The organism is Actinomyces respiraculi (assembly GCF_014595995.2).
In the GTDB taxonomy this organism is placed as follows: Bacteria; Actinomycetota; Actinomycetes; order Actinomycetales; family Actinomycetaceae; genus Actinomyces; species Actinomyces respiraculi.
On the sequence record NZ_CP063989.1, the window covers coordinates 2,795,743 to 2,818,714 of the forward strand.

At 71.1% G+C, this 22,972-nt stretch carries 23 protein-coding genes, 1 tRNA gene, 1 other RNA gene and 1 riboswitch; of the genes, 12 read left to right on the forward strand and 13 right to left on the reverse strand.

Features of this window, described 5'->3' with window-relative positions:
- The first annotated feature begins 26 nt into the window (after positions 1-26).
- On the forward strand, positions 27-557 hold the full coding sequence (locus ID810_RS11705; RefSeq protein ID WP_166858194.1) for a hypothetical protein: 531 nt from the start codon (positions 27-29) through the stop codon (positions 555-557).
- Positions 558-655: 98 nt separating this feature from the next.
- Here the strand turns inward: ID810_RS11705 and ID810_RS11710 are convergent, their stop codons facing one another.
- From ID810_RS11710 to ffs, 8 genes are all read right to left on the reverse strand, one after another.
- Positions 656-1,141, reverse strand: coding sequence for a Dps family protein (locus ID810_RS11710; RefSeq protein ID WP_413227873.1), 486 nt, complete (start codon positions 1,139-1,141; stop codon positions 656-658).
- Positions 1,142-1,199: 58 nt separating this feature from the next.
- Positions 1,200-1,571 (reverse strand): thioredoxin, encoded by a 372-nt coding sequence (trxA, locus tag ID810_RS11715; protein WP_166858192.1) that lies wholly within the window; start codon positions 1,569-1,571, stop codon positions 1,200-1,202.
- Positions 1,572-1,684: 113 nt separating this feature from the next.
- Positions 1,685-2,767: an aspartate-semialdehyde dehydrogenase gene (locus tag ID810_RS11720; protein ID WP_166858190.1), complete on the reverse strand. Its 1,083-nt coding sequence runs from the start codon at positions 2,765-2,767 to the stop codon at positions 1,685-1,687.
- 45 nt (positions 2,768-2,812) lie between these two features.
- On the reverse strand, positions 2,813-4,339 hold the full coding sequence (locus ID810_RS11725) for an aspartate kinase (protein ID WP_166858187.1): 1,527 nt from the start codon (positions 4,337-4,339) through the stop codon (positions 2,813-2,815).
- A gap of 212 nt (positions 4,340-4,551) precedes the next feature.
- Positions 4,552-5,244 (reverse strand): NAD(P)H-binding protein, encoded by a 693-nt coding sequence (locus ID810_RS11730; protein WP_166858185.1) that lies wholly within the window; start codon positions 5,242-5,244, stop codon positions 4,552-4,554.
- Between the two features lie 279 nt (positions 5,245-5,523).
- Complete coding sequence (gene recR / locus ID810_RS11735) at positions 5,524-6,129, reverse strand: recombination mediator RecR (RefSeq protein ID WP_166858183.1); 606 nt, start codon at positions 6,127-6,129, stop codon at positions 5,524-5,526.
- A gap of 3 nt (positions 6,130-6,132) precedes the next feature.
- Positions 6,133-8,937: a DNA polymerase III subunit gamma and tau gene (locus ID810_RS11740; protein WP_166858181.1), complete on the reverse strand. Its 2,805-nt coding sequence runs from the start codon at positions 8,935-8,937 to the stop codon at positions 6,133-6,135.
- Between the two features lie 113 nt (positions 8,938-9,050).
- Positions 9,051-9,146: signal recognition particle sRNA small type (ffs, locus tag ID810_RS11745), an RNA gene on the reverse strand.
- A gap of 167 nt (positions 9,147-9,313) precedes the next feature.
- On the opposite strand from ffs, the gene ID810_RS11750 reads away from it, so the two are divergent.
- The 4 genes from ID810_RS11750 to ID810_RS11765 all read left to right on the forward strand — a co-directional run bounded on the left by ID810_RS11750 (position 9,314) and on the right by ID810_RS11765 (position 11,506).
- Positions 9,314-9,401: transfer RNA gene (locus ID810_RS11750), tRNA-Ser, on the forward strand.
- A 407-nt stretch (positions 9,402-9,808) separates the two neighbouring features.
- Positions 9,809-10,315, forward strand: a complete 507-nt coding sequence (locus ID810_RS11755; protein WP_166858179.1) for a septum formation family protein — start codon at positions 9,809-9,811, stop codon at positions 10,313-10,315.
- Between the two features lie 180 nt (positions 10,316-10,495).
- Positions 10,496-10,834 (forward strand): type II toxin-antitoxin system VapB family antitoxin, encoded by a 339-nt coding sequence (locus tag ID810_RS11760; protein ID WP_166858177.1) that lies wholly within the window; start codon positions 10,496-10,498, stop codon positions 10,832-10,834.
- Between the two features lie 42 nt (positions 10,835-10,876).
- On the forward strand, positions 10,877-11,506 hold the full coding sequence (locus ID810_RS11765; protein ID WP_235931527.1) for a LytR C-terminal domain-containing protein: 630 nt from the start codon (positions 10,877-10,879) through the stop codon (positions 11,504-11,506).
- A gap of 136 nt (positions 11,507-11,642) precedes the next feature.
- On the opposite strand, the gene ID810_RS11770 is transcribed toward ID810_RS11765, so the two are convergent.
- Complete coding sequence (locus ID810_RS11770; RefSeq protein ID WP_166858175.1) at positions 11,643-13,037, reverse strand: uracil-xanthine permease family protein; 1,395 nt, start codon at positions 13,035-13,037, stop codon at positions 11,643-11,645.
- A 181-nt stretch (positions 13,038-13,218) separates the two neighbouring features.
- On the opposite strand from ID810_RS11770, the gene ID810_RS11775 reads away from it, so the two are divergent.
- Positions 13,219-13,596 (forward strand): DUF4190 domain-containing protein, encoded by a 378-nt coding sequence (locus ID810_RS11775; protein WP_188232629.1) that lies wholly within the window; start codon positions 13,219-13,221, stop codon positions 13,594-13,596.
- A gap of 51 nt (positions 13,597-13,647) precedes the next feature.
- Positions 13,648-14,388, forward strand: a complete 741-nt coding sequence (locus ID810_RS11780; protein WP_166858173.1) for a glutamine amidotransferase-related protein — start codon at positions 13,648-13,650, stop codon at positions 14,386-14,388.
- A gap of 82 nt (positions 14,389-14,470) precedes the next feature.
- On the opposite strand, the gene ID810_RS11785 is transcribed toward ID810_RS11780, so the two are convergent.
- Positions 14,471-15,280, reverse strand: a complete 810-nt coding sequence (locus tag ID810_RS11785) for a purine-nucleoside phosphorylase (RefSeq protein ID WP_166858171.1) — start codon at positions 15,278-15,280, stop codon at positions 14,471-14,473.
- A gap of 310 nt (positions 15,281-15,590) precedes the next feature.
- On the opposite strand from ID810_RS11785, the gene ID810_RS11790 reads away from it, so the two are divergent.
- A complete protein-coding gene (locus ID810_RS11790; protein WP_166858169.1) occupies positions 15,591-15,968 on the forward strand; it encodes a hypothetical protein in 378 nt (125 codons plus the stop codon).
- Between the two features lie 154 nt (positions 15,969-16,122).
- Here ID810_RS11790 and ID810_RS11795 read toward each other — a convergent pair whose 3' ends face one another.
- Complete coding sequence (locus ID810_RS11795) at positions 16,123-17,856, reverse strand: DUF885 domain-containing protein (RefSeq protein ID WP_166858167.1); 1,734 nt, start codon at positions 17,854-17,856, stop codon at positions 16,123-16,125.
- A 46-nt stretch (positions 17,857-17,902) separates the two neighbouring features.
- Positions 17,903-18,145 carry a transcriptional regulator gene (locus tag ID810_RS11800; RefSeq protein ID WP_166858165.1) on the reverse strand — a complete coding sequence of 81 codons (243 nt, stop codon included), beginning with the start codon at positions 18,143-18,145 and terminating at the stop codon, positions 17,903-17,905.
- A 283-nt stretch (positions 18,146-18,428) separates the two neighbouring features.
- On the opposite strand from ID810_RS11800, the gene ID810_RS11805 reads away from it, so the two are divergent.
- Positions 18,429-18,977, forward strand: a complete 549-nt coding sequence (locus tag ID810_RS11805; protein ID WP_166858241.1) for a low molecular weight protein-tyrosine-phosphatase — start codon at positions 18,429-18,431, stop codon at positions 18,975-18,977.
- On the opposite strand, the gene ID810_RS11810 is transcribed toward ID810_RS11805, so the two are convergent.
- Positions 18,946-20,031 carry an alpha/beta hydrolase gene (locus ID810_RS11810; protein WP_413227874.1) on the reverse strand — a complete coding sequence of 362 codons (1,086 nt, stop codon included), beginning with the start codon at positions 20,029-20,031 and terminating at the stop codon, positions 18,946-18,948. The two genes, ID810_RS11805 and ID810_RS11810, sit on opposite strands and share 32 nt — an antisense overlap.
- 92 nt (positions 20,032-20,123) lie before the next feature.
- Positions 20,124-20,215, forward strand: a riboswitch (SAM riboswitch).
- Positions 20,216-20,270: 55 nt separating this feature from the next.
- Here ID810_RS11810 and ID810_RS11815 point away from each other — a divergent pair.
- Genes ID810_RS11815 through ID810_RS11825 form a run of 3 tightly spaced genes read left to right on the forward strand, consistent with a single transcriptional unit; the run spans position 20,271 to position 22,951 of the window.
- Complete coding sequence (locus ID810_RS11815; protein WP_166858238.1) at positions 20,271-21,260, forward strand: methionine ABC transporter ATP-binding protein; 990 nt, start codon at positions 20,271-20,273, stop codon at positions 21,258-21,260.
- Positions 21,257-22,012 (forward strand): methionine ABC transporter permease, encoded by a 756-nt coding sequence (locus ID810_RS11820; protein WP_166858163.1) that lies wholly within the window; start codon positions 21,257-21,259, stop codon positions 22,010-22,012. The genes ID810_RS11815 and ID810_RS11820 overlap by 4 nt, the downstream gene beginning before the upstream one ends.
- 60 nt (positions 22,013-22,072) lie before the next feature.
- Positions 22,073-22,951, forward strand: coding sequence for a MetQ/NlpA family ABC transporter substrate-binding protein (locus ID810_RS11825; RefSeq protein ID WP_166858162.1), 879 nt, complete (start codon positions 22,073-22,075; stop codon positions 22,949-22,951).
- Positions 22,952-22,972: the final 21 nt, after the last annotated feature.

Genomic DNA, 22,972 nt, shown 5'->3' on the forward strand with positions numbered 1-22,972 from the left:
ACCCCGCCCGTACGTGAGGAGCTCTCATGCCGCGCATCGTCACCATTGTCTCCCCTGAGGTCCCGCACATCTCCCTGTTCACGGCGGCGGCGCTCGCACGCACCCCGGACTTCACCGTCTACCGCACGCCGGATGAGTCGCTCGTGCGGTACATCGACGGCCAGGACCGGCAGGTGGCCGCGCTCGACGTGCCGCACCCCTTCACCGTGACCGATCAGCGCGAGGTCGAGCGGGTCGTCGGCGTGCTGCCACCGACGACGTGGCAGCCGGTCGTCCTCACCCGCTGCATGCTGCCCATCTGGCACGCCTCCGACATGTGGGCACAGGTTGTGGCCGACGCCGCTGGGATGTCGAACGGTTACGCCGTCGAGCGGGGAGAGATCGTGAGGACCGTCCAGCCGTGGCCGTGGTCGCGGGACGAGGAGGGCGCGTGGCGCCCGGACCCGGCGTGGCACGACGCGCAGGTCGACGCCTACTACGCGCGCACCGGTCAGGAGCGTCCCGACAAGGACGCGGCCGGGCTGGGGGACGGCTCTTCAGCCCCCACAACTCAGTAGCCGGACCGGCAGTCGGCCCGGACGGCCACGTCGGCCAGCGGCGCCCGCCCTGCCCACGGTGGGCGAGGCGGGCGCCGACGCGTGGTGGGCTCTGCCGCTCAGGCGGTGTAGTTCTGGGCGGAGAGGAACCAGGCCTGCTGCTCGAGCTTCAGGGTGACGTCCTCGATGATGCCGGAGGACATGGCATCGGTCTCGTCGACGACCTTGTGGATACCACGCAGAGTGGTGACGACGGCGTTGATGGCCGCGACCTCGTAGGTGACGGCGTCGGCGACGATCGTGAGCTCGGCGGGCGCCGTCGGCAGAGTGGAGTCGGAGACGGTGTCGGGGCGGGCGTCGGGGACGGCGTTGACGGCGCGCATGCGCTCGGCGATGGTGTCGGAGGCGTCGCGGGCAATCGCGACGACCTCGTCGAGGCCCAGGTGGATGTCGCGGAAGTTGGGGCCGACGACGTTCCAGTGGATCTGCTTGGTGACGAGGGAAAGCGCGGTCACGTCAACGAGGGCGCGCTGGAGGGCGTCGGTGAGCTCAGGGGTGGCGGTGAAGGTGGGCAGAGTGGACGGAGCAGAAACTGTGTTCATCATGTTCCTTATGATACCAGGACCACTCATTAGAATCACCGACGATTCGGGGTGAGACCCGTCAGGCCTGCTCCTCCTGCATCTCGGCGATCTGCTTGCGCACCTCGTCCATGTCCAGCTCACGCGCCTGGACGATGAGCGCGTCGAGGGCCTTCGCCGGCAGGGCGCCCGCCTCGCGGTAGATGAGCACGTCGTCACGGAAGACCATGAGGGTCGGGATGGAGGAGATGCCCAGGGCGGCGGCCAGGCCCTGCTCGGCCTCAGTGTCCACCTTCGCGAAGGTCAGGTCCGGGTTGTCCTCGGAGGCCTTCTCGAAGATCGGGGCGAAGCGCCGGCACGGACCGCACCAGGACGCCCAGAAGTCCACGAGGGTGATGCCCTCGCCTCGGACGGTCTCGTTGAACTGCTCGCCGGTGATGTTGACGGTGGCCATGGGGTTTCCCTTCTCGGGCGTTGGGTGGACGCGAGGTGCAACGGTGCGGGCGGGCTACCTATTCCAGCCCGCCCGCACCCGCCAACAAGAGACCTTCGTCCCGGTGGCACCCGTCAGGCGCGCGCGGCCCGCAGCTCGGCAGCCACCAGCTCGGCAATCTCCACCGCGTTGAGCGCCGCACCCTTGCGCAGGTTGTCGCCGACGGCGAAGAAGGCAATACCGTGGCCGGGCTCCCACGCCTGGTCCGCACGCACCCGACCCACGAAGGTGCCGTCACGGCCGGCACTCTTGAGAGGGCTGGGCACGTCGTCGTAGGTGATCCCGGGCGCGGCGCGCAGCAGCTCGATCGCCCGCTCAGCGCTGATCGCCCGCTCGAACTCGGCGGACACGCTCACGCCGTGGCCGGAGAAGACCGGGATGCGCACGCAGGTGCCGGAGACCTTGAGGTCCGGGATCGACAGGATCCTGCGCGACTCGTTGCGCAGCTTCTGCTCCTCATCCGTCTCGCCCGAGCCGTCGCCGGCGTCGCCGCCCGCCCACGCGACCGCGTTGAAGGCGATGGTGTCGACGTAGACGCCCGGCTCGGGGAAGTCCACGGCGCGCCCGTCCAGGGCCAGGGCCTCGATGTCCTTCTCGGCGACGGCGCGCACCTGACCGGCGAGCTCGGCCACGCCGGCGCGCCCGGAGCCGGAGACCGCCTGGTAGGTGGAGGCGATGAAGCGCACGAGCCCGGCCTCCTCGTGCAGGACCTTGAGCGCCGACATGATCGCCATGGTCGTGCAGTTGGGGTTGGCGATGATGCCCTTGGAGCGCTCGGCGATGGCCTGCGGGTTGACCTCGGAGACCACCAGCGGGACCTCCGGGTCCTTGCGCCAGGCGGAGGAGTTGTCCACCACGACGGCGCCCGCGGCGGCGAAGCGGGGGGCGTGCTCCCGGGAGGCGGTGCCCCCGGCGGAGAAGATGGCGACGTCGATGCCCGACAGGTCCGCGGTGGCGACGTCCTCGACCTCCACCTTGGCGCCGCGGAACTCGACGACCTGCCCGGCGGAGCGGGCTGAGGAGAAGAAGCGCACGCGGGCGGCGGGGAAGTCGCGCTCGTCGAGCATGGCACGCATGACACGGCCGACCTGCCCGGTCGCACCGACGACGGCGACGCTCACGCCGTCGGCGGGGCCGACGTACTCGTTGACACTCATGTGGGACTCCTAGATGGTGGGGTGGAAGGGACCGACGGCGGGCGGTCAGCGGCCCGTGCCGCCGTAGACGACCGCCTCGGCGGTGGAGGCGTCCAGCCCGAAGGCCGTGTGGACGGCGCGCACGGCCTCGTCCAGGACGGCGTCGTCGACGACGACGGAGATGCGGATCTCCGAGGTCGAGATCATCTGGATGTTGACCCCCGCCTCACACAGGGCGGAGAAGAGCCGGGCCGAGACGCCGGGGTGGGAGCGCATACCCGCGCCCACGAGGGAGAGCTTGCCGATGTTCGGGTTGAACTCGAGGGCGGCGAAGCCCAGCTCGTCCTGTGCCGCCTCCAGGGCCTCACGGGCGGCGGCGGAGTCGCCGTCGGGACAGGTGAAGGAGATGTTCGTCAGGTTGCTGCCGGAGGCGGAGACGTCCTGGACGATCATGTCGATGTTGGTCTCGGTGCCCGCGACGATGGCAAAGATGCGGGCGGCGGCACCGGGGACGTCCGGGACCCCGACCAGGGTGATCTTGTCCTGGCTGCGGTCGTGGGCGATGCCGGAGATGACAGGGGCTTCCACGTTGTTCTCCTTGGCTGACGTGCGGGTGCGCGCCTGGGCGCGCGTGGCGATGGCGGTCTGATGGGCCTCGTCCACGAGCGTGGCGTTGGGCTGCTCGGCACCTTCGGGGGCGACGACGGTGCCAGTGACGGCGTCGACGCTCGCCACGCCCAGGGCGGAGAGGCTGCGTGCCGGCCTGGGGCCCCTGCGCTCGGCCGGGTGGGCCTCGGGGTCGTCGTCGAGGACCTTGTCAAGGTGGGCCGCAACGGCGGGGATGGCCGGGCGGTCCTCGCGGGAGCCATCGACGATCCAGGTGCCGGTCTTGTCCGAGAAGGAGGAGCGCACGTGGATCGGCACGCCGAAGCGTCGGGCGTACTCCACGGCCCGCAGGTGCAGGATCTTGGCGCCGTTGGCCGCCATCTCCAGGGTCTCCTCGCTGGTGAGGGACTCGATGCGGTGGGCGCTGGGCACGATGCGCGGGTCGGCGGAGAACAGGCCGTCGACGTCGGTGTAGATCTCGCAGACGTCGGCCTTGAGGGCGGCGGCCAGGGCGACGGCGGTGGTGTCGGAGCCGCCGCGGCCGAGCGTGGTGACGTCCTCGACCTCGTTGATGCCCTGGAAGCCGGCGACGACGGCGACGGCGCCGACCTGGATGGCGCGGGCCACGCGCTCGGGCAGGACGCCGACGATGGAGGCCTTGCCGTACTTGGAGTCGGTGAGGACGCCGGCCTGGGCGCCGGTGTAGGCGCGGGCGGGCACGCCGAGCTCGTTGATGGCCATGGCGAGCAGGCTCATGGAGATGCGCTCGCCTGCGGACAGGAGGATGTCCATCTCGCGCCCGGGAGCCTGGGCGGTCAGGGCGTCGGCCATGTCGAGCAGCTCGTCGGTGGTGTCACCCATGGCGGAGACGACCACGACGACGGTGTTGCCGGCGTTGCGGGTGGCGACGACGCGCTTGGCGACGCGACGCATCGCCTCGACGTCGCTCACGGACGAGCCGCCGTACTTCTGCACGACCAGGGCCATCGGGTTCTCCTCACCTCGGGGCCGCGCCGCTAGGGCTGGGGCGCGGCCAGGGCCCGCGGGGCCCTTCGGCTCGGCCCACGACGACGTGGCGTGAGCCCAGCATACGGCCAGCCCGACGACCGGCCGGCCACGTCCCCCATGGTGGGACCCGCGTGGGAAGAGGCCGTATCTCCGGCGCTGCCGTCGTCGCCATCCACGACGGGCGGGCAGTCTCAGGTGTCGAGATCGGCGAGCTCGACGGGCACGTCCGCGACCGCCTCGGCGATGGGGGTGCCGCCGTCGAAGAAGGGGATGACCCGGTGGATCGTCCGGTCATCCGCGAGCACGGCAGCGGCCACCGCGGCCACATTCGCGCGCGAGGTGAGGAGGCGCGCCCCCACGCCGTCGTCGGATCCCATCCGGGAAACGGTGATCCGGCCGCTCGACTCCTCGGCGGTGAGCACGCCGGGGCCGAGGATCGTCCAGTCCAGGCCCGTGGCCTGCAAGTGGCGGTCAGCGGCGAGCTTGGCCACGGCATAGGCGCGCAGCGGGTGGTCATCGGGGATGCGCCCGTGCGATCCGATGAAGGAGACCATGACATAGCGGCGCGCCCCGGCCCGCTCGGCGGCCTCCATGGTGCGGATGGCGGCTTGGCGGTCGACGGCATCGGTGCGCTGCGGCCCACCCTTGCCCGCGGCACCGGCGGACCAGACGATCGCGTCGGCCCCGGCGAAGGCCGCGGCCAGCTCGTCAACGCCGGCCTCCTCGACGCTCAGGACCAGCGGCTGCGCGCCGGTGGCCGCGACATCGTCGGCCTGGGCGGCGTCGCGGATGAGGGAGATGACGTCGTCGCCGCGCTCCACGAGCAGGGGCGCGAGCAACAGGGCGACCTTGCCGTGGCCGCCGACGATGACGATGCGGGACATGGGAGCTCCTTCCATCAGCGCTTCTCCGCCCACCCTACGCTCGGGCCCTCCCCGGCGCACCGCCCCCACCTTCGCTCTTCCCCACTCGACAGATGTGGGAGCGGATGGGAGGTGGCGGGTTGGCTGGCGGTCGATCTCGTTGGTTAAGCGTTGACCTCGCAGGCCGCGCGTTGACCTCGTAGGTTGCGCGTTGACCTCGTTCCTTGACCGAACGAGATCAACACCCAGGCAACGAGATCAACACCGGGGGAACGAGATCAACCTCCAGCGCCGGGGCCCTCAGGCGTCGACGCGGCGGCGGCCCTCGAAGGCGCGTCCGAGCGTGACCTCGTCGGCGTACTCCAGGTCGCTGCCGACCGGCAGACCGGAGGCGAGGCGGGAGACGGGCACGTCCATGGTGCGCAACATGCGGGTGAGGTAGGCGGCGGTGGCCTCCCCGACGACGTCGGGGTCCGTGGCCAGGATGACCTCGCCGACCTCCCCACCCAGGCGGGCGAAGAGCTCACGCACGCGCAGGTCGTCGGGGCCGACGCCGTTGATGGGGTCGATGGCCCCACCAAGGACGTGGTACAGACCCCGGTACTCGCGGGTGCGTTCGATGGCGACGACGTCCTTGGGCTCCTCGACCACGCAGATGACGCTCTGGTCGCGGCGCGGGTCGGCGCAGATAGTGCACTGCTCGGCCTCGGCGATATTGCCGCAGGTAGTGCAGAAGCGCACGCGGGCCTTGACGGCGCGCAGGGCGTCGATGAGGCGCTCGACGCTGGCGGTATCGGAAGACAGGATGTGGAAAGCCATCCGCTGGGCGGACTTGGGGCCGATGCCGGGCAGTTCCCCGAGCTCGTCGATAAGGTCCTGGACAGCGCCTTCGTAGACGGCGGGCATGGGTCAGGATCCTACCGGTCCGTGGTCGGTGATGACGACCTCCTCCAGGACGGTGGCGCCGAGCAGGCGCTTGACGACCTCGAGGCCGACGACGCCGGCCTCCTCGGCGTCCTCGTCGTCGTCGCTGATGACGTCGTCCTCGAGCCTCACAACCGGCCGCACCTGGACGGCACCGGGCGGTGGCGCCTCACCCCGGGCGGCGGCGCGGGCAGCGGCCATGGCGGCGGGTGAGGCGCCGGGGTGCTCAGGACCGGGGGTGGCAGAACCGGGGTGCTCAGGACCGGGGGTGGCAGGACCGGGGACCCGGCTAGCGGTGGTGTCTGAGCCGCCGTGGGCAGGGCCGGTGCCGGCCGGGTTGTAGGCCGACGGCTCGTCGGGCCCAGCGGCGGCGGGACTGTGGCTGCGGTCCGCAAGGACCGTGCCGGTGGCCGAGGGCGAGGAGGGAGTGACGGGCGCCGGGGCCGACTGGTGCTGAGGAGCGGACGACGAGGCCCTGCCGGGGATCTCCGGCAGGGCGTGGAGGCGATGGACGGTGGCCAGGGGTGGATCGTCCACCTCGGCGGGCGCCTCGACCCTGGATGGTGGCCGCGAAGGGACGGCCACGGGCGACACCTCGGCAGACGCACCCGTGTCCTGGGCCGGCTCGTCGGGGATCGGTGAGGGGTGTGGCCTGCGGGCCTGGCCGATGGGTGCGACCTCGCCCCAGCCGACAGGCTCAGGTGCCGCCTCCGGGGCGGGTGCCCGCCCCGGGGAGGTGCGGGAAGCATCGGGGGCCGCCGTCGGGGTGGGTGCAGGCAATGGGATCGGCCCGGCTGTCGAGGACGGCGCGACCTCTTCAAGGTCGGGAGGTACGAACTCGGGGATCGGCCCGGTTGTCGAAGACGGCGCGGAGGCGGTCGGCCCTGCCGCCGCCGAATCCGGTGCGACGGCCCGCGACGCTGGTCCTGCGGGCCCAACATGGGTGGGCTCACCCCAGCCAGAGGCGCCGACTCCTTCACGACCTCCGTCAGCGGCGGGGGCACCCGGGCCTCCTGCGGGCCCAGTCCCGCCTGACCCGCTGGGGCCTCCCGGGCCTCCGAGAAGGACGGCCTCGACCTGGACCTGGAGACCAAGCGCCTGATGGAGCGCCTGAGCGACAACAGGGGCATGCCCGTGGCTAAAGGCGTTGACGAGCCCTGGCGACCTGAACAGGACGTGGAAGACGCCCGCCTCGATGTCACCGGGCTGCGCGTGCGGCTCAACGAGCGCCCAGGTGGCGCGCCGCTCGCGCTTGATGGCCTCAAGAACCTCGCCCCACCGGGTGCGGATCATCTCCCCGTCGGCGCCGGCAGTGCCGGAGGCCTGCTGTGCCGTCCCCGGCTGGATGTCCTTCTCAGCATCGGCTGTGGGCTGCGGCGCTGCGGCGGACGGAGCCACGGGGGCGGAGGACGTGTCTGCCGGGCGGGACAGGGGCGCCTCGGGCGCGGCCGGGCCTGAGGACGATGCCGACGGCGTCGCCGCCACGGGGTGGCCAAGGCCCGTCGAGTCCGTCGCCACATCCTCATCTCCGCCGGAGGCCCGACGCGCGATGGCGGCGGCCAGGGCACGCGGGTCCTGCCCCGCTGGCGCGGCCTGCTGCTGAGCCATACCGGCCGGCTGCCGCGCCGTCCCGGGCTGCGACACCGCCGGAGCGCCGGCGGTCCTCTGAGGGACGGGCCCAACCTGTGAGTGCTGGGGCACCAGCAGGCGCGCCATGAGCAGCTCAAGCTGCAGGCGCGGGGAGGTGGCACCCACCATGTTGCTCAGGGCCTGGGCGGTAAGGTCCGCGTAGCGCGAGAGCGTGGCGGAACCGATGGTGCGGGCCTGGACCTCCATGCGCTCGAGCTCGTCCGCGGGCAGGGAGCCGAGAGCGGGCCCGGCCTCCGCCCCCGCGAGCGCGATGACCAGCAGGTCCCGCAACCGCTGGAGCAGGTCCTCAACGAAGCGCCGAGGGTCGTGCCCGGAGGCGATGACACGATCCACCACTCTAAAGACCCCCGCGCCGGAAGCGGCGGCGATGGAGTCCACGCACTGGTCGAGCATCGTCGTGTCCGTGTAGCCGAGCAGGGCGACGGCCCGCTGGTAGTCGACCTCGCCGTCGACGGCGCCGCCAATGAGCTGGTCCATGACGGACAGCGTGTCCCGCACGCTCCCACCACCGGCCCGGGTGACAAGGGGGAACACCCCCGGCCCCACCGCGACGCCCTCCGAGTGGCAGAGCTGGCCGAGGTACGTCTCCAGGGTCTCGGGTGGGACAAGGCGGAAGGGGTAGTGGTGGGTACGTGAGCGGATCGTGCCGATGACCTTCTCCGGCTCGGTGGTGGCGAAGATGAACTTCACGTGCGCCGGGGGCTCCTCGACGAGCTTGAGCAGGGCGTTGAAGCCCTGTGGCGTGACCATGTGGGCCTCATCGAGGATGAAGATCTTGAAGCGGTCACGGGCGGGGGCGAAGACGGCGCGCTCGCGCAGGTCGCGGGCATCGTCCACTCCGTTGTGGCTGGCGGCGTCGATCTCGACGACGTCGAGGCTGCCGGGGCCGCCGGTGGCCAGGTCCCGGCAGGAGGGGCACACCCCGCAGGGGGTGTCCGTGGGGAACTGCTCGCAGTTGAGACAGCGGGCGAGGATGCGGGCGCTCGTCGTCTTGCCGCAGCCGCGCGGGCCGGAGAAGAGGTAGGCGTGGGTGACGCGGTCACCGCACAGTGCCGCCATGAGGGGGGCGGTCACGTGCTCCTGCCCGATGACGTCCTGAAAGGTGTCCGGGCGGTAGCGGCGGTACAGAGCGGTGGTCACAGTCCGACTCTAAACGCGAGCACCGACACGATGCGACGAACGAACCGATTCCGCGTCGGAACCCGATCCAGTCCCGCATCAGAACCGACGGCGCCGCCCCAGCACCCCGGTCACGTGAGGACCCCCCGTGCACCCGCCAGAGCCCGCTTACCCTTGCTACCTTCCGGTCCTGGGGGGATTCACTGGATGACGCCGCACGAGGGGCCGCAAGCGAGTGTACCCGACGTCGCGCCCGCCCCGGCGCCCGGTCCAGCGGGTCAACCGGTCCGTGACCGATGCCACCGGCCCCGGTTTCCCACCGGCTGGCACCACGAGGCGCGGGTCGCATATAGTCCATTCCCGTTGCACGGGATCCTTCGCGGTCACGTCAGCGCCTGGAGGATTCGCCTAGTGGCCTATGGCGCACGCTTGGAAAGCGTGTTGGGTGCAAGCCCTCGGGGGTTCGAATCCCCCATCCTCCGCCACCACCTTCCCCCGGAATCGCAACGATTCGCGAGACGGTCCGGACCTGATGTCAACACACAGGTCAACAACGCACCTCAGATGAGAGGTCAGTCACACCAACCTCGCCCCGGTAGGACCTGACACGCAGGGCAGGCCCCCTCCCATCCCGTGCGGGGTGGGAGGGGGCCTGTCTCGTAGCCGGGGGGGCGGGCGGTCAGGTGCGGGCGGCGTGGATCTCTGCGCGCAGCCGCTCGTGCTCGACGTCGGAGTACGCATCGAGGCGGGTGAGCCGACGACGCGGAGGTGGACTCCGCCGTCGACCTCGCCCTGCACGCCCACCCCTGATCGTGGCGCACCGCACAGCAGACGGGTACTGCGACCCATAGCGCGTCTGGCCATCCCTTGAGATTCTTGGACCATGCGCACTATGACCCGTATCTTCGCTGTTCCCTTCGCCCTCCTTCTCGCTGCCGGCCTCGGCGCCTGTGGCGACCGGGTTCCTGTCACTTCCTCGGACGACACCACCACGACCGCCACCTCTAACGAGCAGAACCGCGAGGTGGAGTCGGAGACCGACTCCGTCATGAAGCTCCAGGTCGGCGACTGCTTCAACTACGACGACTCCGAGAGCACCGTCTCCAAGGTCGACTTCATCTCCTGCGACGACCCGCACCAGTTCGAGGTCTACAACAACTCCGACATCACCGCCGCCTCCCTCCCCGTCGGTGACGCCCTGGACGAGGAGATCTACAACGCCTGCTACGACGCCTTCAAGATGTACGTCGGCATCTCCTACGACGAGTCCTCCTACGCGGTCCAGTCCCTCCAGCCGACCCAAGCCTCCTGGTCGCGCGGTGACCGCACCATCAACTGCCTGATCGCCAGCGCGGACGGCTCGGACCTGGTCGGTTCCGCCCGCGACACCAAGAAGTGACCGCGTCAGCAACCCACGACTGATACCGCGAACGCCGTCGGCCCACCCCCTCGACAGGGGGTGGGCCGACGGCGTTCGTGCGCCCGAGGCACTATCTGCCCGGGCGGCGGGTGGGCGGTGCGCCACCCTGATGACGACACACGGGTCCTGTCGCACGCCACCTGCCGTTACGATGGGCGGGTGATCTTCAAGGCCGTTGGCGACCGTGCGCCATACCCCGACCACGGGGTGACGCAGCAGCGCGTATGGTCAACGATCGCTCCCCGGCAGGTCCGCCTGGACCTCCTGACGACGACCCGGGCCACCCTCGACCTGCGCAACCTCCTCGACGACGACTCCACCTTCTTCGGGGACCTGTTCGCGCACGTCGTGTCCTGGAACGGCGAGCTGTACCTCGAGACCGGCCTGCACCGGGCCCTGCGTGCGGCGCTCCAGGGCCGCACGCTCATCCATGCCCGCGTGCTCACGCTCGACCCTGCCGGCCGCCCGCAGATCGCTCCGCCACCTCCCGGCGCCTGAGCTCTCCTATCCGCCCGGCGGCAAGTCCATTACTGTGAGCGGGTGAGCCCCGCGAGCCCCCTGTCCGAGTACCGTCGTCGCCTGCAGCACAGGCAGACCACCATCATCGGCGGCCTTATCGTCACCATGGTCCTCACGACGGCGGCGTGCCTGGCGATCTGGACCGGGATGGTCCCGGCCCCTTTCGAGCCCGGCTTCTCCTCGCCCTCCGAGGAGATCTCTCCCCTGGTCCGGGTGTGCCCGCCCGCCGATGCCGTCACGACGACGGTCGGGGCGCTGACGACGAACGTCTTCAACGGTACCGATACGCCGGGCCTGGCCAAGGGCGTCGCGGACACCCTGGCGGAGGCCGGCATAGGGGTCACTGCGGTGGAGGACTGGCACATGGGCTCCTACAGCGGCAACGTCCTGCTCACCACCTCCGAGGCCGGCCTGGCCAACGCCTACACCCTCGCGCGGGCCTTCACCGGAGACGTGTCCATCACGCTGGATAAGACTCAGGACCCGGCCGACACCACCGTCAACGTCATCCTGGGCAACGCATACCAGCAGGGAGTCCTGTCCGCTGCGGAGATCGCCCAGCTCCAGGCGGACCAGCCCATCACCGCGCCCGACGGGTGCGTGGCCCCCGACGAGGCCTCGGCAGGAGCCGGAAGCACGCCATCGACGTAAGGGCCTCGAGCACAAGGTCTCGCCCGCGCGGAGCACGCATAGCAGGCGGACGGCCCGCACCCAAGCTGGGTGCGGGCCGCCTGCTGTGTGCGGGAGAGCGCGTGCCGGCTCGCTAGGACCTGAGTGGCGCTGAGCCTCAGTGCTGCTGACGTGCGCGACTGGCGTACGCCGGCCCCTCCAGGTCCGCCCCGGCCGGGGCAGAGGCCGGGGAGGCCTGCTCCAAGTTGGTGCCGCGCGCCTTCGAGATCCAGCGCATGACGTGGTAGACGACGATGGCCGCCATCGAGCCCAGGGCGATACCGGTGAAGGTCATGTCGCCCCAGTGCCAGGTGTAGTCGGCGATGGCCACGACCATGGCGACAGCCGCCGTGTTGAGGTTGACGGGATCGGCGAAGTCGACACGGTTCTGCACCCAGATGCGCACGCCGAGCATGCCGATCATGCCGTAGAGGATCGTAGCGGCACCGCCGAGGACCCCCGGGGGGATCGTTGCGATGATCTCGCCGAACTTCGGCAGCATGGACAGGCCCAGGGCTGTCAGGGCCGCGACGACGTAGGCGGCAGTGGAGTACACGCGCGTAGCCGCCATGACGCCGATGTTTTCGGCATAGGTGGTGGTGCCGGAGCCGCCGCCGGCGCCGGCCAGCGCCGTCGAGACGCCGTCGGCGAAGAGGGCGCGGCCAGTCACGCCGTCGAGGTTCTCCCCGGTCATAGCGGCCACGGACTTCACGTGGCCGATGTTCTCGGCCACGAGCACGAGGACCACGGGGACGAACAGGCCCAGGAGGCTGAGGTCGAAGGAGGGGGCCCGGAAGACGGGCACGCCCACCCAGTCCGCGCCGGCGATGGCGTCGAAGTTGACCTCGCCGCGCACGCAGGCGGTGGCGTAGCCGATGAGAACGCCGATGAGGATGCTCAGGCGGCCGATGATGCCCTTGAACAGGACGGTGATGAGCAGGATCGACACGATGGTGACCAGTGCCGTCACGGGCGCCGTCTTGACGTTGTTCCAGGCGCTCGGGGCGAGGTTGAAACCGATGAGGGAGACGATGGCACCGGTGACGATCGGCGGCATGAGCCGGTCGATCCAGGCGGTGCCGGCGAAGTGGACGATGACGCCGATGAGGGCCAGGGACACACCCGCAGCGATGATGCCGCCCTGCGCCAGGGAGGCCTTGGCCTGGTCGATGGGACCGCCGCCGTCGGCCACGTAGCCGGTGACGGCGCCGATGGGGGCGATGAGGGCGAAGGACGAGCCCAGGTAGGAGGGCAGGCGCCCGCTCGTGACAGCGAGGAACAGCAGAGTGCCGAAGCCGGTGAAGAACAGGGTCGTCGAGGGATCGAAGCCGGTGAGCAGCGGCACGAGGAAGGTCGCCCCGAACATGGCGACGACGTGCTGCACGCCGATGCCGATGGTGCGGGGCCAGGTGAGGCGCTCCTGGGGAGCGACGACCTCACCGGGGGCGATCGAGCGGCCGTCGCCGTGGAGGGTCCAGCCGCGCAGGCCGCGGCTACTGGTGGAGGAGGGCACGTGGGCTCCTGTCGCGTGGGAACGGAGACCGGCACCGTGAACGAGTCAGCATGGCACCGGAATGACAGGGCCCGGCAGAGCCCTGCCGGAACTCCAGTCTACGAGACCCCACCCCGTGTGTCGGGATGGGATCCTCCTGGCGCAGGATGCCGTCCACCACATACGCCGCCATCATGGGACCGTGACCTCCCAGCCGACCCCGCCCTCACGCCCGACGACGCCCTCCTGGGAGGACCAGGAGCCCTGGACCGCGCAGCGTCCGCCCTTCCCCGGCACCGAGCACCTGAACGCGGCGGAGGTCTTCTCCGGGCCCGGTTACCAGGCGCCGCGCTCGACCACGGACCCGGTCGCCGTCGTCGCCCTCGTGCTGGGGGTCTTCTCCGTGGTGCCGGGCGTGGGCCTGCTGGCGGCGGCCACGGGAACCTGGGCACTGCGCCGCCAACGCGGCCGGTGGGCGAGCGCCCTGGGCATGGCCTGGTTCGCCGTCGTCGTCGGCTGCACGACCTCGGTGGTGTGGCTGTGGGCGTGGTGGCTCTACAACGCGCTCGAGAGCCGATGAGCACCTGCCCTCTGCCCTCGTTCAAGCCGAGTCGTCGTTAGACTGCCAGACGTGAAGCCCTTCATCATGGTGTCGACGCGCCCCGAGATCGAGGCCGCCGAGCAGGAGTACGAGTCCTTCCGCATTGACGGCGGCCTGGCGACCGGGGACCTGCACCATGTGCGCCTGGAGGAGGTCGACTTCCTCAGCGGCTTCCAGGCGGGGGACGTCTCCGGCGTCTTCATCGGCGGCAGCCCCTATGACGTCTCGAGCCCCGAGGCCGCCAAGACGCGCACCCAGCTGCGCGTGGAGGAGCAGGTGCGCGAGCTGCTGTCGGTCGCCCTCAAGGAGGGCGTGCCGGTGCTTGCGACCGGCTTCGGCCTGGAGGTGCTGGCCCGATACCTGGGCACCGAGACCTCGACGCGCTTCGCCGAGTCGCTGGGATCCGCGGAGATCTACCTGACGGCCGATGGTCGCCAGGACCCGCTCCTGCAGGGCATGCCGGAGGTCTTCACGGCCTTCGTTGGCCACCACGCGGGCGTTGGCCAGGTTCCTGCGGGGGCGACCCTGCTGGCGACCTCCGCGGACTGCCCGGTGCAGATGGTTCGGGTGGGTGCGAGCGTCTACGGCACGCAGTTCAACCCCGAGCTCGACGTGGACCTGTTCCTGTCGCGCCTGTCGATCTACAAGGACGCCGGCTACGGGGACCCGGGCCTCATCGACGACCTCCTGAACCAGGCGCGCACAAGCACGTCCGGTCACGAGGCGGGACGCCTCATCCGCTCCTTCGTCGAACACTTCTCCCAGGACTGACCGGGGGCCGACGCGCCCGCGGGTCAAACCCGCCGCGCCCGGCCACCGGGCTGCCGCGCCTGGCCACCGGGCCGAACCGACCTCAGCCGATCTCGTCCAGGAGGGCCTCAACGGCCTCGTGCACGACCTGCGCGGCGGGGCGGGACGGCTCGGCGCTACTCACCCGGCCGACGGCGCGACGGCCCGTCGACCCGGGCGCGGCGCCGGCGCCGGTGTGGTCCACGCAGGCGAGGCAGGCCACGTGCACCCCGCGCGAGGCCAGGGCCATGGCCTCGGCGACGCTGTCCATGACGACGGCATCCACACCAAGACCGCGCATGATGAAGGACTCGGCCGGGGTGGGCCGGATGGGTCCGGGAACGAGGGCGACGACGCCCGCAGCACTCACGCCGTCCAGCTGAGTGAGGCGGACGAAGAGGTTCGGGTCCCAGGCCGCGTCGAGCGGGTCGGTGGCGGGGAACAGGGGCGCACCGGTGAGGTTGAGGTGGTCGCCGACGGCGAGAAGGTCACCTGCCTCGGTAAGAGCGCAGGCGCGGGTGACGAGGAGGGCGGCGCGTACCCCGGTGCCTGCAGCGATCCTCGCGAGGGCGGTCGTGCGGTGCGCCGGCCCACCCTCGTAGGCGGCGGTGCGGCCACGGGCGACGAGGACGCCGAGTCCCCCGCGGTCATAGGAGTCCAGGGCGTCCTCCTGCCCGGTGCCGCCGGGGGCGCTGACGCCGGGGAGGTAGGACAGGCGCACGCGCACGTCGGGCGCACCCCAGGCCTGGTCGATCTCGGTCAGGAGGGCCGGCTCGGCGACGACGAGAAGGTCGTGGTGGGCCCGGCCGGTGGACAGGAGGATGGAGACACCATCGGGGTCCTCGTCCCAGGTGTCTGCGGACTGCGCGGCCACGGCTCCTCCTCACTGGCAACTCGTCGTCGGCCCTGTGAGGCCCACTGGGCCGAGCCTACCTAACGCGCCCGAGACTCACCGACCGGTGTCAGATCGCGCGGTCGTAGGAGACCCTGGTGCCGAGGAGGGTGACGGTCATGAGCACCGAGATGACCGGCGGCGAGCGGGAGCGAAGGGTCGTAGAGCGGGAGCGAAGGGTCATACGTGCCCTTCTCGTGTCAAGCGTCCTTTCGTCCTTTCCATATCAGGTCCTTCCGCATCACGACCGCACACCAGCCGCACACCGACCACAGCCACGTAGCCTCGACCCGTGCCCACCATCACCGCCCTCATCGCCCACGCCCCCGAGCCTCAGGTCCGCGCCCTCCTGGCCCGCGTCTTCACCGAGGGCGGCTGGCGCGTGACCGACGACGTCGACACCCTCGTCGTCGAGCGCGGCTCACGGGGCAAGACCCTCCTGTTCGGCGCCGCCGCCGGGGAGGACTTCTACCTGCACCAGACGCTCACCCTGGAGCCCGGCGAGTACGAGGGCGCACCCACCACCGCCATCACCTACCCCACCTCCAGCGCCGTCATCACCCGCGGCGGTCCCTACGGCGCCGACCGCGAGATGCGCGTGCATGACGAGTACTCCCAGCGGATCATCACCGCCCTGCGCGAGGCCGGCATCGCCGTCGGCCACGCCTGAGCCGCCCGGCTCGCGGCGCACGTGCGACACCTCACCCCGCGTCCTCACAAGGTTTCACCGGTCTCCCAAGGTTGCACCGGCGCAACCTTGTGAGCCGACGGGCGGTGGGCGGCGGATGAGGCGGTCAGGCAGGGGGCGAGTGGGACGGGCAGGCTCAGCCCGCGAGCGCCTCGCGCATGACGTCCAGGCCCACCGAGCCGAGCCGCAGCGCGCGCATGTGGAAGTCCTTGAGCCCCTCACCCCGTGCACGCGCCTCGTCACGGGCCTCCTCCCACAGGCGCTGGCCGATCGAATACGACGGCGCCTGCCCCGGCCAGCCGAGGTAGCGGTCGAGCTCGAAGCGCAGGAAGGACTCCTCCATCGCCACCTGGTGGCGCAGGAAGACCCATGCCGACGCCGCGTCCCACCGACCGGGTCCGACCCCGGGCAGGTCGGCGAGCTCGACGGGCCGCTCCTTGCCCAAGTGAACGCCGATGTCGAGGACGACGCGCGCGGCCCGCAGCCGCTGGGAGTCGAGCATGCCCATACGGTCAGCCGGGTCGTCCTGGAAGCCGAGGTCGGCCATGAGACGCTCGGCGTACAGGGCCCAGCCCTCACCGTGCCCGCTCACCCAGCAAGCCAGACGGCGCCAGGAGTTGAGCTCGCCGCGCAGCCACGTCTGCAGCCCGATCTGGAGGTGGTGGCCCGGCACACCTTCGTGGAAGACAGTCGTGCGCTCCTGCCAGGTGGCGAAGTCCTCGGTGCCCGCGGGCACCGACCACCACATGCGCCCCGGCCGACTGAAGTCGTCGCTGGGACCCGTGTAGTAGATGCCGCCGGTCTGGGAGGGCGCGATGCGGCACTCCAGGCGGCGCAGCTCGGCCGGCAGGTCGAAGTGCACGCCGTCAAGCGCCGCGACGGCCTCGTCGGAGGTCGCCTGCATCCACTCCTGCAGCGCCCGCGTGCCGTGGACGGTGCGCGCCGGGTCCGCGCTCAGGCGCTCGAGGGCCTCGCGCACGCTCGTGCCGGGCCCGTACAGCTCTTGCGCGGTGCGCCGCTGCTGCGCGTCGACGTCGGCCAGCAGGGCGCGCCCCCACTCGTAGGTCTCATCGAGGTCGACCCGGGCGCCGAGGAACAGGCGTGAGAACCTCTCGTAGCGCTCAGCCCCGACGGCGTCATCCTCCAGGGCTCCCGGCAGGGCGTCGCGCTCAAGGGCGGTGGCGGTGTGGGCGTAGGCCTCGCGCGCTGTGGCGCCGGCGTCGCGCAGGTCGGCGGCCAGGCGGTCCCCCACGGGCACCCCGTCCGCTGTCGCAGCCGCGGCGATGAGCGCCTCGAAGGAGGAGGTGGAGGCCTCGGCCTGGTCCCGACACTGGCCGATGACGGCGCGCACCTGCCTGGCCGCGGGCAGCAGGCCGCGGTCACGGGCCAGACCGAGCGAGACGAGGTAGCCGTCCAGGGCGCGCGGGACGTCGCGCAGCGCCGAGGCGACGTCCTCCCAGTCGCCGACGGTGGCGGTCGGCATGATGTCGAACAGGTCGCGCACCCACTGCACGGGCGAGTCGATGTTGTTGAGCACGCGCAGGTCCTCGCCGGCGTCGGCGAGCTCCTGCTCGATCCCCAGGCGCTCTCGCATCGCCGCGACGGTGACGCGGTCGACGTCGTCGCCCGGCTCGACACCGTCGAGCTCGCACAGGGTGGCGGTCCGCAGGTCGGCGAGGGCCTCGTACCCGTCGGGGGAGACGTCATCGAGGGCGCCGCGCCGGCCCGGCAGGCCGACGTTCACGGCGAACTGGGGCGACAGCTCCGCCAGGCGGGCGACGTAGTGCTCGGCAACCGCGTCGACGGCGGTGGGGGTGCGTTTGGGGGCGGTGGTGGCGGGCTGGGGTGCGACGTCGAGAGGTTCGGTCATGGGCCGAGCGTAGGCCGGGGCGAGGCGCGCCGCCTCACCCCGGCCGTCAGTCACCGGCGATGGTGCGCAGGGCCTCCAGGTGCGCGCCCCACTGCTGGCGGCCCTCCGGCGTCAGCAACATCCGGGTGCGCGGACGCTTGCCCACGTAGCCCTTGGTGAGGGCGATGACGCTCACGACGGCGAACCAGGCCTCCCCCGCCCACACGGTGGTGCCGCCAGCAACGGCCGCCGCCCACAGCAGACCCCAGGCGACCATCGTCTGCGTCAGGCGCCTGCTGAAGCCGTGCATCGTCGCGCGGGTGCGGTGGATGAAGACGGCCAGCAGGATGCCGGTCCACCTCTCCCGGTTTGGACCACGCTCGTGCCGTTTGGACCACCTCGCCCGGTTTGGACCACGCTCGTGCCGTTTGGACCACCTATGTGGCGTAGCCAGGTGGTCCAAAACGACGCAAGTGGTCCAAAGCGACGCAAGTGGTCCACACCGGGTTGCCTGCAGGCGAGCAACGGGAGAACCTGTCCCGGTGACCGCCCTCCCAGCACCGCTCAACACCACCGGGCCCTACCGCGTCGCCATGGTGTGCACCGGCAACATCTGCCGCTCCGCCATGGCGCAGGTGGTCCTGGCCGACCGGCTGGCCGCCGCAGAACTGGGCTCCGACGTCATCGTCACCTCCTCCGGGATCAGCGACGAGGAGCACGGCAGGCCCATCGACCCGCGGGCCCTGCGACTGCTGCGCGAGCGCGGCTACGGCCAGGGCGACGACGACGCGGCCCGCGCGGCCGACAGGGTCATGTCCGGCCACCGGGCGCATCGCATCACCGACGCAGAGATCGTCGACCACGATCTCCTGCTCGCCATGACCGACGCCCACCGGCGCGAGCTCGTGCGCCGCGCGCAACTTACCGGTGCCGACGACGGGCGCGTGCGCATGTTCCGCGCCTGGGACCCCGAGGCCCCGGCGGGGGCCGACGGCCGGGAGCTGGACGTGCCGGACCCGTGGTACGGCACGATGGCGGACTTCGTCGACACCCTCGACGTGGTCGAGCGGGTCTGCGACGCCCTGGTGCCGGTCCTCGCCCAGCTCAGGCTCAACCGACCCGCGTCGCCAGCCAGCCGGTAAGCGCTGACAGGTAGTCGCTGCGCGCCGGCTCGGGCGAGAGCACCAGGTCGTGCACGCCCCCGGGGATCTGACGGACCGTGACGTCAGAGCCCAGGAAGGGGGCGCGCGCCACCATCTGGCTCACATCGAGCACAAGGTCCTGGCGCAGCGCCTCCTGCGGCGTCAGCCCCTCCCCGGCGGCACCCGTCGCCGAGGCGGTCGAGCAGCACAGGAGCACCGGCACCTCGATACCCAGACCGTGGTGGACATCACGGTGCGCCCGCCGCACGGCCGCCATGAAGCCCGCCCTCACGGGGAAGGACGGCGTGGGCTTGAGCGACAGGTCCCAGTCCCACTCGCCGCCCCACCGACGGTGCAGAGTGCGCCCGTACAGGTCGTCGGAGACATCCCCCAGCGTGGCGCCAAAAGCCCAGTCGGCGGGCTCGTCGCCGTCGCCCGCCCACCCGGGCACCCCCTGCGCCAGTGGATCGCTGACGACGATGCGGTCCGGGTCCCGGCGAGAGAGCAGGTCGACGAAGGCTGAACCGTAGGAGCGCATGAGGCCCCCCGCCTGAAGATCCAGCCACGGGGAGTTGAGCGTCACCGCCTCCACGGCCCCCGGGTGGTCGCCCGCCCACAGGGCTGCCTGGAGGCCGCCCGTGGAGTGGCCATTGAGGACGAGGACCGTGTGGCCGTGCTCCTCGCGGATGATCCTCGCCGCCTCGGTGATCTCCTCGTCGTACACACGCAGGTCGCGCACGTCGTGCGGGGAGCGGTAGCCGACGCCGGAGCGCCCGCAGGCGCGCAGGTCCAGGGCGTAGAACTCGTAGCCGGCGCCCGCAAGCGCGTCAGCGAGCCAGGTCTGGAAGAAGTAGTCGTTGCGGCCGTGCAGGTACAGGACGGCGCGCGTGTGGCGCGGCCCCTGGCCCGGCGCGGGCATGGCCTGGCGCTGGTGGACCAGGACGGCGTGGTCGGCGCCGGGGGCGTCCTCGCTCACCGTCACGGGCAGGCGTCGGGCGACCCACGGCTCGCCCAGGAGGTCCGTCTCGAGGAAGGGCTCGGTAGTCATAGCCACATCCTGGCACTGCGACCGAGCGGCGAGTGACCTTCATCCCTCACAGTGGGCTCGGCTTGACACGCTCCCGCGCCGGGCACCTATCGTGTACACAACCATCCAGAGCAACCGAGAGACCTGGCTCGACGACGTTGCAGCAACCCCCGCTTCGCGGTGAGGGTGCTTCCGCCAGGACCGATGGAGGATACGTGAGCGATCTGCACACCCCTACCGTTTCCGGCGCGGCCGGGACGGACCCCATGATCTCGCTGCGCGACGTCCACAAGGTCTACACGCTGCGCGACGGCACCGAGGTCCGTGCCCTCGACGGCCTGAGCCTCGACGTCGCCCCCGGCTCCATCCACGGCGTCGTCGGGACCTCCGGTGCCGGCAAGTCCACCCTCATCCGCTGTCTCACCGGGCTCGAGCCCGTCACCAGCGGACAGGTGCTCGTCTCCGGCCGGGACATCTCCCAGTTGTCCTCCCGTGAGCTGCGCGAGGCCCGCCGCCAGATCGGCATGGTCTTCCAGCACGCCAACCTCCTCGAGCAGCGCACCACCGCCCAGAACGTCGCCTACCCGCTCTACCTGGCGGGCGTGCGCAAGGGCGAGCGTCACGAGACCGTGGCCCGCATGCTTGAGCTCGTTGACCTGGCGGACCGCGGCTCCTCCTACCCGGCCCAGCTCTCCGGTGGCCAGCAGCAGCGCGTGGGCATCGCCCGCGCGCTCGCGGACCAGCCGGCGGTGCTCCTGTGTGACGAGCCCACCAGCGCCCTGGACCCGGAGACCACCCGCTCGATCCTCGAGCTCATCCGGGACGTGCGCGACCGCCTCGGTGTCACCGTCATCATCATCACCCACGAGATGAGCGTCGTGCGCTCGGTGTGCGACTCCGTCAGCCTCCTTGAGGCGGGCCGGATCGTTGAGTCCGGCCCCATCGAGGACGTCGTCTCCACAGTCACCTCCCGCCTGTCGCGCGAGCTGGTGCCCGTGCCGGCGGTGCCCGACGACGCCGTCCACCCGGGTGAGGCCGTCATCGACGTCGCCCTGACCGCCCACCCCGGACAGCCCGCCGCCGCCCAGATCCTGGCCCTCGTGGCCGCCCAGGGCGCCGATGTCGCCGGCGGTATCTTCGAGACCCTCGGTCAGGCGCAGGTGGGACGCCTTGCCCTCACCCTTCCGGCCGAGCGCACCGAGGCGGCCCTGGCCGTCCTGCGCGACGCCGGCGTCCACGCGGAGGTCCGCGCATGAGCACCCTGCCCACTCCGGCCCTGTCGGCCCACCCCGCCCACCCGGCTCTCAGCGCCCTGACGGCTGCCGCCGCGGGCGACGGCACCTGGTTCGAGCGCAACGTCATCAAGCAGAAACTCGTCACCGCGATCCTCGAGACCCTGGGGATGACCTTCATCTCCGGCGCGCTCGCCATCACCTTCGGTCTGCTGCTCGGTCTCGCACTGGTCACCACGGGCGCGCGCGGACAGCACCGCAACCGCCTGCTCTACGAGACCCTGTCGCAGCTCGTCAACTTCGGCCGCTCGATGCCCTTCATCATCCTGCTCGTCGCCATCATCGCCTTCACGCGCCTCATCGTGGGCACCTCCATCGGCTGGGAGGCGGCCTGCGTGCCGCTGACGGTCGGCGCGATCCCCTTCTACGCGCGCCTGGTGGAGAACGCGATCGCGGAGGTTGACGAGGGCAAGGTCGAGGCGGCCCTCATGATGGGCGCGACCCCCACCCAGATCACCTGGGGCGTACTTGTGCGTGAGGCCCTGCCCGGACTCATCAGCGCCGGGACGGTCACCTTCATCACCCTCCTCGGCTACTCCGCGATGGCCGGCACCGTCGGCGGCGGCGGGTTGGGCGACCTGGCCATCCAGTACGGGCACAACCGCAACTGGACGGACGTCATCATCCTCACCGTCGTCATCATCGCGATCATCGTCGCCGTCATCCAGGTCGCGGGTGACCTCCTCGCCCGCGTCGTCGACCACCGCCGTCGCTGACAGCCCCGCTGCAGCACGGCTCTCGCACCCCCACCCCCACAGAGAAGTAAGGACACCACTATGGCCTCCACCCTCACCCGTCGCTCGGTCATCGTCGGCGGACTCGCCTCCGCGCTTGCGCTCACCCTCGCCGCCTGCGGCGGCTCCGACTCCTCCATGAGCTCCGGCGAGTCCGGCGCGGTCGACGGCATCAGCGTCGACGGCGAGACCACCACCATCAAGATCGGTGCCACCCCGAACCCGCACGTCGAGATGCTGCAGTGGATCCAGGACAACCTGGCCGCCGACGCCGGGCTCACGCTCGACATCGTCGAGATCACCGACTACCAGACGCCCAACTCCTCCCTCGCGGACGGCTCCCTGGCCGCGAACTTCTACCAGACGCCCAACTTCCTCGCCCAGCAGATCGACGAGAAGGGCTACGACTTCGTCGCCGTCGCCGACGTGCACATCGAGCCGATGGGCATCTACTCCGCCACAGCCAAGGGTCTTGAGGAGATCGCTGACGGCTCCTCCATCACCCTCAACAACGACCCGGCGAACACCGCCCGTGGTCTCAGGCTGCTCGAGGCCGCCGGCCTCATCACCCTCGACGCCTCCGTCGAGCTGCCCTCCGACCTTGACATCACCGACAACCCGAAGAACCTCAAGATCGTCACGGTCGCCGGTGAGCAGGTTGCCACGACCATGGCGGACGCGAACGTCGGTGCCGTCGTCCTCAACGGCAACTACGCCATCGACGCGGGCCTGACCCCCTCCAAGGACGCCCTCGTCCTCGAGAAGGCCGCGGGCTCGCCCCACGTCAACCAGCTCGTCGTGCGCACCGCCGACAAGGACAACGAGGCCCTCAAGACCCTTGCCGGCCTCATGAACGCCCCCGAGTTCGGCGCCTGGATCGCTGAGCGCTGGACGGACGGCTCCGTCATCGCCGCCTTCTGAGCACGGCCGCGACCCCGGCGA